The sequence below is a fragment of the Chlamydiota bacterium genome (assembly GCA_016178055.1).
GTDB lineage: Bacteria > Auribacterota > JACPWU01 > JACPWU01 > JACPWU01 > JACOUC01.
On the sequence record JACOUC010000003.1, the window covers coordinates 68,197 to 80,496 of the forward strand.

At 41.6% G+C, this 12,300-nt stretch carries 14 protein-coding genes; 2 read left to right on the plus strand and 12 right to left on the minus strand.

Annotation, left to right across the window (positions count from 1 at the left end; genetic code table 11):
- Positions 1-168: 168 nt before the first annotated feature.
- From HYS07_00475 to HYS07_00485, 3 genes are all read right to left on the minus strand, one after another.
- Positions 169-1,161 (minus strand): electron transfer flavoprotein subunit alpha/FixB family protein, encoded by a 993-nt coding sequence (locus HYS07_00475; GenBank protein ID MBI1869649.1) that lies wholly within the window; start codon positions 1,159-1,161, stop codon positions 169-171.
- Positions 1,162-1,944 carry an electron transfer flavoprotein subunit beta/FixA family protein gene (locus HYS07_00480; protein ID MBI1869650.1) on the minus strand — a complete coding sequence of 261 codons (783 nt, stop codon included), beginning with the start codon at positions 1,942-1,944 and terminating at the stop codon, positions 1,162-1,164.
- A gap of 157 nt (positions 1,945-2,101) precedes the next feature.
- On the minus strand, positions 2,102-3,256 hold the full coding sequence (locus HYS07_00485; GenBank protein MBI1869651.1) for an acyl-CoA dehydrogenase family protein: 1,155 nt from the start codon (positions 3,254-3,256) through the stop codon (positions 2,102-2,104).
- 177 nt (positions 3,257-3,433) lie between these two features.
- Between HYS07_00485 and HYS07_00490 the strand changes: the two genes are divergently transcribed.
- Positions 3,434-4,204 carry an enoyl-ACP reductase gene (locus tag HYS07_00490; GenBank protein ID MBI1869652.1) on the plus strand — a complete coding sequence of 257 codons (771 nt, stop codon included), beginning with the start codon at positions 3,434-3,436 and terminating at the stop codon, positions 4,202-4,204.
- A gap of 124 nt (positions 4,205-4,328) precedes the next feature.
- A complete protein-coding gene (locus HYS07_00495; protein ID MBI1869653.1) occupies positions 4,329-5,093 on the plus strand; it encodes an enoyl-ACP reductase in 765 nt (254 codons plus the stop codon).
- Between the two features lie 87 nt (positions 5,094-5,180).
- On the opposite strand, the gene fabF is transcribed toward HYS07_00495, so the two are convergent.
- The 9 genes from fabF to coaD all read right to left on the minus strand — a co-directional run bounded on the left by fabF (position 5,181) and on the right by coaD (position 12,250).
- Positions 5,181-6,425 (minus strand): beta-ketoacyl-ACP synthase II, encoded by a 1,245-nt coding sequence (gene fabF, locus HYS07_00500; protein MBI1869654.1) that lies wholly within the window; start codon positions 6,423-6,425, stop codon positions 5,181-5,183.
- A 253-nt stretch (positions 6,426-6,678) separates the two neighbouring features.
- A complete protein-coding gene (locus HYS07_00505) occupies positions 6,679-6,924 on the minus strand; it encodes an acyl carrier protein (protein ID MBI1869655.1) in 246 nt (81 codons plus the stop codon).
- A gap of 72 nt (positions 6,925-6,996) precedes the next feature.
- Positions 6,997-7,737 carry a 3-oxoacyl-[acyl-carrier-protein] reductase gene (gene fabG, locus HYS07_00510; protein ID MBI1869656.1) on the minus strand — a complete coding sequence of 247 codons (741 nt, stop codon included), beginning with the start codon at positions 7,735-7,737 and terminating at the stop codon, positions 6,997-6,999.
- A 67-nt stretch (positions 7,738-7,804) separates the two neighbouring features.
- Positions 7,805-8,743, minus strand: a complete 939-nt coding sequence (gene fabD, locus HYS07_00515; protein ID MBI1869657.1) for an ACP S-malonyltransferase — start codon at positions 8,741-8,743, stop codon at positions 7,805-7,807.
- Positions 8,744-8,849: 106 nt separating this feature from the next.
- The gene (locus HYS07_00520; GenBank protein MBI1869658.1) at positions 8,850-9,824 is read right to left on the minus strand and encodes a ketoacyl-ACP synthase III; all 975 of its coding nucleotides are present in this window, start codon (positions 9,822-9,824) and stop codon (positions 8,850-8,852) included.
- Between the two features lie 6 nt (positions 9,825-9,830).
- Complete coding sequence (gene plsX / locus HYS07_00525) at positions 9,831-10,847, minus strand: phosphate acyltransferase PlsX (GenBank protein ID MBI1869659.1); 1,017 nt, start codon at positions 10,845-10,847, stop codon at positions 9,831-9,833.
- Between the two features lie 65 nt (positions 10,848-10,912).
- A complete protein-coding gene (rpmF, locus tag HYS07_00530; GenBank protein MBI1869660.1) occupies positions 10,913-11,104 on the minus strand; it encodes a 50S ribosomal protein L32 in 192 nt (63 codons plus the stop codon).
- Positions 11,105-11,118: 14 nt separating this feature from the next.
- Complete coding sequence (locus tag HYS07_00535; GenBank protein ID MBI1869661.1) at positions 11,119-11,577, minus strand: DUF177 domain-containing protein; 459 nt, start codon at positions 11,575-11,577, stop codon at positions 11,119-11,121.
- A 175-nt stretch (positions 11,578-11,752) separates the two neighbouring features.
- A complete protein-coding gene (gene coaD, locus HYS07_00540) occupies positions 11,753-12,250 on the minus strand; it encodes a pantetheine-phosphate adenylyltransferase (GenBank protein MBI1869662.1) in 498 nt (165 codons plus the stop codon).
- Positions 12,251-12,300 lie beyond the last annotated feature (50 nt).

The following is a 12,300-nucleotide window of genomic DNA, read 5'->3' on the forward strand; positions in this document are numbered from 1 at the left end:
CATCTTACGTCAATTCAAAAGAAGCTGTCAATAATGAAAATCCAAAAATCAAACATTAAAAATCAAAATGACAATGTAAAACTTAAAATGTCTCCCTTGCATTAGCATCATAAATTTTGGATTTTAGTATGTCATTTTGCATTTTGATTTTTGAATTTTAAATTAACTTTATTTCCCCAGCACCTCTTTAAATTTCTTTGTAAGGGCAGGAACCACCTCAAACAAATCTCCAACAATCCCATAATCCGCAATTTGAAAGATGGGGGCGGCTGAATCCTTATTAATGGCAATGATTGTATCAGACTGCCGCATTCCAAACAAATGCTGAATGGCGCCAGAAATCCCACAGGCAATGTAAATCTTCGGCTTGACTGTTTTTCCCGTCTGCCCCACCTGATGAGGATAGGGAATCCACCCCAAATCAACTGCAACCCGGCTTGCCCCTACAGCCGCATCCAAGACCTCGGCCAATTCGCGAATGATTTTAAAATTTTCAGGGACTTTAAGGCCCCTCCCTCCTGAAACGATGATACTGGCCTCTGCCACATCTTTTTCCCGACCCGGATCTTTATGAAAAGCAATGACCTTTGACCGTCCCTTTAAAAAGATTTCTTCCAAAACAGGTATTTCATGAATCAAACCCTTCCGGTCTTGATCAGGGTCAAGAGCCCGTATGGATCTGGGCTTGATCGAAATAATCTGAGGCCGATGCCCTTTAAAAAGAACCTCTGCGAGCCTTCTTCCACCAAAACAGGGACGTAACATCTGAAGTTGATTTTCTTTGATTGTAAATTGCGTAATGGAAGACGAGAAACCGCATTTGAGCTTGACCATGAGTCTTCCACCCAGCCAACGCCCAACGCTGGTTGCTCCCAAAACAATCCATTCAGGATCTATTTTTTTAAGCACATCAAAACAAACTTCCGCATAAACCTCACCCGCAAGATTTAAAAATCTGGAATCCTTTGCCCAAAAAATCTCATCTCCCCCACTTTGAATCAACCTTTTAATCTCTTCCTCCTTCTCAACACCTAAAACGACTACAGCAACCTTCAAAGAAAGGGGATCCGCCATCTTCCTTGCAGCCGCGATCAATTCAAAGGAGATTGATTTTATTTCTCCTCCCGCCACCTCCACTAAAACCGCAATATGGGTTTTCAATTAAATCAACTTCTTTTTCAAAAGTTCATTCACCAACTCCGCCGCAGCCTCCTCAGCTCTCCCGGAGAAAATTTTTACTCCCTCTTTTTTTGGAGGATCCTGAACTGCACAAACTTGAGTCTGTGCACCTTGATCCCCAATAAGAGATACCTCCAATTCCAACTCTTTAAGCCCCCATATAGGGATTGGGACATTTTTGGCTGCCATTTTCCCCTTCAAAGAAGGAAGACGAGGCTCATTAATTTCTTTTACAACACTGATGAGGGCAGGAAGCTGGACCTCAATCTCGTAATATCCGCCAATCACCATTTGCTCCAAACGAAGAACCCCCTCCTTAATTTCAATGACTTTACGAACATCCATCACAAAGGGAAGCTTTAAACATTCTGCAATGGCAGAGGAAATAATTCCATTCTCACCATCACTCGACTGTTTCCCTGAAATAATCAGGTCAAAGGGAGAATTTTTCTCAATGGCCCTACTTAAGATGAAAGCTGTTCCTAAAAGATCTGAACCCGCAAAGGAAGGATCACTTAAAAGAATACCTCGATCAGCCCCTACCGAAACAGAAAATCTGAGGAGATTCAGCGCAGTAGGTTTTCCCATACTGATTACAACCACTTCACCTGTTAAACGTTCCTTTAAACGAACGGCCTCTTCAATCGCATACTCATCAGAGGGATTGCAAATAAGGTCAAGCCCTTCCCTCAAAACATGAAAATTTTGCTGAAAGGTCTGATCCTTGGTATCCGGAACTTGTTTGGCAAGAGCGATGATCTTCATATATTAAATCCAAAATCCAAAAATCAAAAACCAAAATTAAGGAGCTTATCTATTTAAATCCAAAATCCAAAAATCAAAAACCAAAATTAAGGAGCTTATCTATTTAAATCCAAAATCCAAAAATCAAAAACCAAAATTAAGGAGTTTTTGATATTTTTTACGTATATTCTTTCAGCAAATTAGCTGCAATCATGTTTCGCTGAATCTGATTAGTCCCTTCATAAATCTGTGTAATTTTGGCATCTCTCATCATTTTCTCAACGGGATAATCTCTCATATAGCCATACCCACCCAAAATTTGAACTGCATCGGTCGTTACCTTCATGGCCATATCTGATGCGAAAAGTTTCGACATCGCAGCTTCTTTGGTAAAACGACTGGTTTGGGAAGCATCAAATGCCTTTGCCACAGCATAAGTAAGCGCCCTTGCAGCCTCAATTTGTGTGGCCATATCTGCCAGCATGATTTGAATCGCCTGAAAAGATGAAATGGGTTTTCCAAACTGCTTACGATCTTTCGCATAGGCCGCCGCTATATCCAAAGCGCCTTGTGCAATGCCTACGGCCTGGGCAGCTACACCGGGCCTTCCATGATCAAAATTTTTAAGGGCAATGACAAAACCCCTCCCCTCTTTACCTAATAAATTTTCTTCAGGGACCTTGCAATCCTCAAAAATCAGGGTTCGCGTTGCCGAGGATCGTATTCCCATTTTATCTTCTTTTTTGCCAAAACTAAAACCTTCCATTCCCTTTTCAAGAATAAATGCGGATGAGCCTCTGGGCCCTTTTGAAGCATCGGTCGTTACAATGACGGTATAAATCTCTGCTTCTCCACCGTTGGTGACCCATTGCTTCGTCCCATTCAAGATATATTGATTCCCTTTTTTCTGGGCTTTCGTCGTAATAAAGCCAATATCACTGCCCGAGCTGGGTTCTGTAATTGAAAAAGCGGCCAATTTTTTTCCTGAAGCAACATCGGGGAGATATTTCTTCTTCTGCGCTTCATTCCCAAACATAATGATGGGATAACTTCCTAAACCGGTCGCTGCGATACTGAGGGCGATACCGCCGCAAGCCCGGCTCATTTCCTCCACAACCAAAACCAGCTCCATCAAACCTCCACCTAGTCCTCCATATTCTTTGGGGATATAAACGGAAGTAAGACCGGTTTCACCAAAAACTTTAACAAGTTCCCAGGCAAATTCATTACTATGATCGTATTTTTCTCGGACGGGAACTACTTTTTCTTCCGCAACCTGGCGGGCCAAAGCCCTAATCTCTTTTTGCTCATCGGTTAAAAAATAATCGAGCATGTAAGCCTTTCTAATTGAGACGCAAGATGTTTGGTTGATTCCATTTTAACACCCCCTTGATTTTTTTCAAGGGGATCGCACAAAAAAAGGTTCAAAGTTCAAAGTTTAAAGAAAACTGATCTCATGCGTTTTTTCCCTTGAACCTTGAACTTTGAACCTTTAGACTCTTTTAAAACTATGGGACTTCTCGAAGGAAAAAACGCGATTGTTTTTGGCGTGGCCAACAAACGCAGTATTGCATGGGCCATTGCTCAAGCTCTTCATCGGGAGGGAGCCCGTCTTGCTTTGACTTATCAAGGAGAGCGAATCGAAGAAAATGTTCGTGAGCTTGCAACAACTCTAAAAAACCCCATTATTCTTCCTTGTGATGTCACTAAAGATCATGAAATCGCTTCCGTTTTTGAAAATCTTTCGAAATTGTTTGATCATTTAGACATTTTAATTCATTGTGTTGCCTATGCACGAAAAGAAGAGCTTGAAGGACGCTTCATTCATACCACACGAGAAGGTTTTCGCATTGCGCTAGACATCAGTGCCTATTCGCTTCAAGCACTGGTTCGAGGAGCCCTTCCCCTTCTTGAGAAAAAAGGAGGAAGCGTTATCGCCCTCACTTATTTAGGGGGATATAAAGTTGTTCCTCATTATAATGTGATGGGAGTTGCTAAATCAGCGCTTGAAACCTCCATTCGATATCTTGCTTACGAATTAGGAGAAAAGAATATTCGTGTCAATGGCATCTCAGCCGGCCCCATCAATACCCTGGCCGCTCGAGGAATTTCCGGATTTACTAAAATGCTTGAAGTTTATCGCCAGAGAGCTCCTCTTAAAAGAAATGTGAGCGCATCGGAAGTTGCTGATACTGGCCTTTTTATGGCTAGCGATCTATCTAAGGGAATCAGTGGGGAAATTATCTACGTCGATGCAGGATATCATATTACAGGGGCTTAAAAATACAGTTTAAAGTTTAAGGTTCAAAGTTCAAGGACTCTACGTGCTAGTTTTTTTCTTTCAACTTTCAACTTTCAACTTTCAACTTTCAACTTTTAACTTTGAACTACTTAAAAAGGATTCTATGTTATTAAAAGATAAAAAAGGGATTATTTTGGGCGTTGCAAACAGTCGAAGCATTGCCTGGTCCATTGCACAAGCCTTTCATGATGAAGGAGCTAGATTTGCCATGACCTGTCAAAATGAAAAAATAGCAAAAAATGTTCGCCGCCTAGCGTCTAAGCTCAGTTCTTGTCCTCTCCTTTCTTGTGATGTCACTTCAAACGAGCAAATCGAAAATGTTTTTCAGTTTCTTAAACAAGAATTTGGCACTATTGATTTTCTTATTCACAGTATCGCGTATGCCCCCCCCAAAGAATTGCGAGCGAAATTTACCGATGTTTCAAGAGAAGGATTTGCTACAACCTTAGAGATAACCGCTTTTTCACTCACTGCAGTCATCCAAAAAGCCATTCCTCTCATGCCCAAAGGAGGAAGTATTATGACTTTGACTTCACTGGGAGGATGGAGAATTGTTCCCAACTATCACGTCATGGGAGTTGCTAAATCAGCTCTTGAGTCGAGTGTACGCTACCTTGCAAATGATTTAGGAGAGCAAAACATTCGCGTGAATGGAATTTCTCCAGGCCCTATTCGAACGGTCTCAGCGATGGGCATTCGAAGATTTTCTCAAATGCTTAAAACCCACCAAGAAAGGTCCCCTTTAAGAAGAAATGTCAAAGGGAGTGATGTTGCTAAATCCGCTATTTTCCTAGCCAGTGATGCTTCAAGCAATATTACAGGTGAGATTTTATTCGTCGATGCGGGCTATCATATTATTGGGATTTAGTCCTAACGAAATTGAGAATTGACAATTGATGATGAAGGTAAAATAAATTAATTCCTAAATTATCAATTTTCAATTATTCATTTTCAATTATTTCTCAAATCTCTTAATAATTAAAGTCGCATTATGCCCACCAAATCCTAAAGAATTTGAAAGGGCTATATTGACTTTTGCTTTGCGGGCTTGATTGGGGACATAATCTAAATCACAGTCCGGATCAGGATATTGATAATTAATGGTCGGAGGAATCACTCCATCACGAATAACCAAAGAACAGACAATCAGTTCAACAGATCCGGCAGCTCCCAAGAGATGCCCCGTCATAGACTTGGTTGAGCTAATGGGCACTTTCTTCGCACTCTCTTTAAAAACTTGCTTAATGGCTTGGGTTTCTAATTTATCATTTAAAGCAGTCGAGGTGCCATGAGCATTGATATAATCGACATCCAAAGGATTAATCTCAGCATCTTCCAAAGCCATTTTCATACACCGCGTGGCTCCTTCTCCGTCTGGAGCAGGCGCCGTCATATGGTACGCATCACCCGTCAGGCCATAGCCAATAAGTTCGGCATAAATACGTGCGCCTCTTTTCTTTGCATGCTCTAATTCTTCCAAAATTAAAATTCCTGCACCTTCTCCCATGACAAAACCATCTCTTTGGCGATCAAAGGGACGACTGGCCCGAAGCGGATCATCGTTACGTGTGGACAAGGCATGCATGGCACAAAAACCACCTAATCCTAAATTTGTAATTGCCGCCTCTGCCCCTCCCGCAATCATGGCATCGGCATCTCCATGAAGAATCAATCGTGCCGCCTCTCCAACCGCATGAGCTGAAGTGGCACAAGCCGTTGCGATACAAGAATTGGGTCCTCTAGCCCCCGTCTGAATGGAAATTTGTCCGGGAGCCATGTTCACGATGAGCATTGGAATTAAAAAAGGGGACATTCGGGAAGGACCCTTTTTAAGCATGATGAGATGCTGCTCTTCAACGGTTGTAATCCCACCGATTCCGGATCCTACAAGCACTCCTACACGATTTGAATCAACCTTATTCACTTCAAGATGAGCATCTTCCAAGGCCATTTTAGCTGCAACGACCGCAAAGCGAACAAAAGGATCCATCCGTTTAAGTTCTTTTGGCCCAATGTATTTCGAGGGATCAAAATTCTTCACCATGCAAGCAAAACGTGTATCAAATTTGCTCACATTAAAACTCTTAATGGGTCCAGCAGAACTTTTCCCTTGAACAATATTACTCCAAAATTCATCAAGGTTATTTCCACTGGGAGTCACAACCCCTAAACCCGTAATCACCACTCTTCTTCCGTGCATCAATTTTTATCTTCCTTAACTATGAAAAACGAGTCCACGGTCAACGGTCAACAGTCTATAGAAAATAAACAATTCCTTTAAAACTGTTGACCATTGACTGTCGACTGTGGACTGGAAACCATTTTCATCCACATGTGTGGCCAAACGTTTATGACTACAACTATAAAAACAGGAGCTCGAAAAAATAAAAAAAGCATTTCCCACTTTTCAATTATATAAAAAAGAAAGGGGAAATGCTCCTCTTATCCAAGCTTTAAGCACTCTTAGATTTCTGCTTTTCCTCTATGTATCGGATGGTATCCCCTACCGTTTTTAGCCTTTCAGCATCTTCATCGGGGATTTCAGCATCAAATTCCTCTTCGAAGGCCATCACAAGCTCAACGGTATCAAGGGAGTCAGCCCCCAAATCCTCAATAAAGGACGCCTCCGGAGTCACTTCTTCCGGATTCACCCCTAACTGCTCCACAATAATTTTTTTAACTTTCTCTTCGACTGACATTCAATGACCCTCCTCTCTTCTCGTAGGCTATGTTTACGACTCAACTTCATCATTTCCAACAAGGTGATCGTTTTAAGTTACCAGGCCTCCACAAACCTGAATCACTTGTCCATTTACATATCGAGATAAATCACTTGAAAGAAACAAAACAACGTTGGCTACATCCTGGGGAAGTCCAAAACCACCCATGGGAATTTTTTTGAGCATTGCTTGCCGTACATCTTCTGGCAACTTCTCTGTCATTGCCGTTTGAATAAAACCTGGGGCTACAGCATTTGCTGTTATTCCTCTAGAGGCAAGTTCCCTGGCTACTGACTTCGTAAAAGCAATCACACCTGCCTTAGAAGCGGCATAATTCGCTTGACCTGCATTCCCCACCAGACCAATCACAGAAGCAATATTTATAATTTTACCCGTCCGATTCTTCATCATCGAACGTGCAACAGCCTTCGTAAAATTAAACGTGCCCTTGAGATTGATATTTAGAACTAAGTCCCAGTCCTTTTCTTCCATGCGAACCAGGAGGGTATCCCGCGTAATGCCTGCATTGTTCACAAGTATATCAATGGTCGAAAATTTGTCAAGCGCATTGTCCACCACAACTTTAACTTCTTCAGCATTGGATACATCCACCTTAAAAAATTCTGATTTACGGCCAAGGGCACGAATCTCATTGACCGTTTCTTGCCCCGCCACTTCATTCATATCACAGACAGCAACATGGGCCCCCTCTTTTGCAAAGGTGAGCGAAATGGCCTTTCCAATTCCTTGAGCAGCACCTGTGACAAGCGTATTCTTACCCTCGAGCAACATCTGGCCCCCCTTTCAAAAATAATTAAAAATTAACAATTGAAAATTGATAATTGTCCATTCTCAATTTTCAATTCTCAATTGCGTTTTTTATTTTCTCCAAACTTTCCACATCCTCGACATTAAACATTTTCGTGTCCGGTGCAATTTTTCTCTGCAAACCGGACAAGACTTTACCACATCCCACTTCAATAAAGAAATCAAAACCTGCTTTAACCATCGAACGAATACTTTGTTCCCAAAGAACCGAATGAGTCACCTGCTCGATTAAAAGATTTCGAATTTCTTGGATGTGAGAAATCTCTTCTCCCAGAACATTACAAAAAAAATGAGCTTGCGGTTGAGAAATAGAGAAACCTTTCAAATATTCTTGTAACTTCGCTTGAGCACTTTCCATGAGAGGAGAATGAAAGGCCCCGCTGACCTGAAGCGAAATCACACGGCGTGCCCCCCTTTCCTTACAAGCATGAGAAGCACGATCAATGCCTCGAGCCGTACCACTGATGACAATTTGCCCAGGGCTATTGACATTGGCAACGGTTACAACATCCTCATCGACAATTGACTGACAAATTTCCTTAATCTGATCATACTCAAGCCCCAAAATGGAGGCCATGGTCCCAGACTTTTCTAAACATGCCTCTTCCATAAATTTCCCACGAGAGGAAACAATTTTAAGAGCATCTTCAAATTTAAGGCTTTTTGCAGCGGTTAGAGCCGTAAATTCTCCCAGGCTCAAACCAGCCACAGCTTCTATTTGAATCTCGGGAAAAACAGATTTTAAAACAGCTAAAGAGGCAAGACTTGTGACAAAAATGGCGGGCTGGCAAACTTTGGTTGAGGTTAATTCTTCTTCGGGTCCCTCAAAACATAATCGACTCAAATCAAAACCTAAAATGTCATTGGCCTTTAAAAATAATTCTCGGGCAACTTCGTATTGCGAAAAAAACTCTTTTCCCATCCCAACATATTGCGCCCCCTGCCCAGGGAACAAAAGTGCGATTTTCAAATGTTAACTCTTCCTGTTAAAATTCAAAGACTCATCCGCTTCAAAAGTTTTTCATCAATCTCTACCACAATTTTGATTTTTGATATTTGATTTTCGATATAGATTCTTACCACCGAATCACCATTCCTCCCCATGTAAAGCCAGCGCCAAAGACAACAATGAGTAAGCAATCTCCCGATTGCATCCTTCCTTCTTTACGGGCATCATCCAAGGCAATGATAATAGAAGCCGCAGAGGTATTGCCGTAGCGATCTACATTGATATAAATTTTTTCGCTCGGAAGAGAAAGCTTTTTGGCCACTGCATCAATAATTCTTTTATTGGCCTGATGAGGAATAAATAAATCAACGTCCTCTCTTTTTAAACCACATTTAAGGAGGGTTTCATCAGCCATTCTGTACATCAAATCAATGGCGTTTTTATAAACTTCTCGGCCATCCATTTTAATAAAATGAAGTCGTTGATCAATGGTCTCGTGAGTTGCGGGCATCATTGAACCTCCGGCAGGAACCTTCAGTAAATCAGCTCCTCGACCATCCGATCCTAGAACCGCGCCTAAAATTTGATGATCCGCATGATTTTTCTTTAAAACCGCCGCCCCTGCCCCATCCCCAAAAAGAATACAGGTTCCACGATCTTTCCAATCAACCATGGAGGAAAGTTTTTCAACCCCAATCACTAAAGCCGTCTGATACTGATCCGACTCAAGAAATTTTTTTGCAACTTCCAGGGCAAAGAGAAATCCCGAACAAGCCGCGTTAAGATCAAAGGCAAAGGCCTTCGAAGCTCCTATTTTTTCCTGAATGATACAGGCCGTCGAAGGACACAGCATATCCGCGGACATGGTCGCAACAATCAAAAGATCGACTTCGGAAGGATTGATTTTTGAATCTTGAAGAGCCTTTTTTGCGGCATGAGCCCCCATATCGGACGCATAAAAATCATGAGAAGAAATTCGTCTTTCTCGAATGCCAGTTCGCTCAAAAATCCATTGATCGGTGGTTTCAATTGTTTTTTCAAGATCAAAGTTGGAAAGAATTTTTTTAGGTAAATAGCAACCTGTGCCAACGATACCCACCATATTTGTCTAAACCCCTTGGGAAAGAGACGAATTCAAGCGATCCATTTCATCTTCAATATGCCGATTCACTTTGTTTTGAATACATTCGTCTGCAACACGAATCGCATTCTTAATGGCCTTTGCATTCGAGCGTCCATGAGAAATAATACAAATTCCATCGATCCCTAAAAGAGGCGCCCCGCCATATTCCGCATAATCAAAACGGCGCTTGAGTCCGTCAAAAGCCTTCTTCACGAGAAGTGCCCCAATTTTTAAAGTCCAGGACTTCACGAATTCCTGTTTCAATAGATTTTGAATAAGACGAGCACTTCCCTCGGTGGCCTTCAAAGCCACATTTCCAACGAATCCATCAGTGACAATCACATCAGCAATATTTCTAAACAAGTCCCGTCCTTCGACATTGCCAACAAAATTAAGCGCAGTTTTTCTTAAAATTTTAAAAGTCTCTTTTGAAAGATCATTCCCCTTTGACTCTTCTTCTCCAACATTTAAAAGACCAATTCTGGGATTTTCCTTTTTGAGGGCATATTTGGCATAGCACATTCCCATCACGGCAAACTGAATCAGATGATGAGGCTTGCAGTCCACCGTTGCCCCTGCATCAATCAAAATATTGGTTCCCGAAAGGTTAGGCATGATGGTCGCAATGGCAGGTCGGTCAATCCCTTTTAAAAATCTTAATTTTAATTTGGTTGCCGCAACACAGGCTCCGGTATTTCCAGCGGAAACAACCGCCTCGGCTTGACCTTTCTTAACCAGTTCAACCGCACGTGTGATGGAAGCATCCTTCTTTTTTCTTAAACCCGCAACCGGGGTTTCATGCATGTGAATGACTTCAGAGGCGGGATGGATTTCAATGTTAAGTTCTTTGGCCCTTTGAGGAGAAATAAACTCATGAATACGCTTAGGATCCCCCACAAGAATGAGGATTCGATCTCGGATGGTTTCTGCCGCCAAAATAGTACCTTCTACAATCTCTTTTGGGGCATAATCTCCGCCCATCGCATCAATGGCTATACTCATTTTACCTCGTTTAATTAATGGTCACCGGTGACCAGCAACCGAAGGGCTGATTCGCCTCATCAAAACTAACTCGCCTTGGCCATTTTAATTTGAATGACTTGACGTCCTTTATAGTACCCACAGAGCGTACAAACCCGATGGGGCAAAGAAGGCTGATGACAGTTTGGACATAAAACGGTCTCGAGTGGCACATATTTATAATGTGTTCTTTTCTTATCTCGCCTGGAACGACTGTGTCGATTCGTTTGTAAAGCCATAACATACCTCCATTCTAAAATAAATCTCCCAATTTTCCTAACGGCCCTTTTAAAACCCTCTTTTCTAGGCAGCCACATTTTCCAAAATTCAAGTTCTTACCACATTCTACACAAAGCCCTTTACAATCTTTTTGGCAGAGGGGCGTAATGGGTAGGCCGATTAATATATCCTCGCGAATAGGCTCTGTCAAGTCAATTATATCCCTTCCCTCAAGTTCACAATCGTACGAAAACCCTTTGTTTTCAATGAGATAGGTAAATGATTCTGAACACAGGCTACAGATTAAAACCACATCCGTCCAGACTACGCCTCCTACAATAAGTTTCCCTGTAATTTTATAAGCCTTTAAAGAGATATGAATATTTTCTTTAAATCTTTCTTCTGAGGGACCAATATCAATAATCCGAGGGGATTCCTCCCCTTCTAAAAGAAGGCCTTCTTCAGGAATACGTTCAATATAAACTTTCATCATCAATAGCCTCCAATAACCCCTCCAACTCCCCTTATTTTAAGGGGAGAGCCACCCTCTTATATAAGAGGGGATGGGGGAGTTAATTCATTTTCATCCTTCTTTATGACTGAAAGTCATGGATGTTTCATATTGAACATCCACTTAAAAAAAGCGTCCAGCGGTAAGTTTTGAGTTATTAAGAACGAAAAAGCTTCGAACGAAGTTTTTTCCCTACATGAGAAGGGACAAAGTGAGAAATGTCTCCCCCTTTCGAAACAATTTCCTTAATCATACGCGAACTTAAATAGGAATAGGATTCTCTGGACATGACAAAAATAGTCTCAATTTCATCACAGAGTTTTTTATTCATAAGTGCCATTTGAAATTCATATTCAAAATCTGAAATGGCCCTTAAACCCCGAATCACAACCGAAATCCCGTTTTGACGACAATAATCAATGAGTAAACCATCAAAATGAACAATCTTAACCCCCTTTAAATCGTTTAAGGACTCACGAATCATCTGTAAACGTTCTTTCAAAGAAAAGAGGGCTTTCTTCCCTTCATTTTGAAAAACAGCCACGGTCACTTCGTCAAACAATTGAGTTGAACGACGAATCACATCCAAATGCCCATTCGTGAGGGGGTCAAAACTGCCTGGATAAATCGCTTTCTTAAGCACAGCTTTTACCATAACATCTTTCTACTCATGTGAATGAAAATGGACTGCAGTCCACAGTCAAC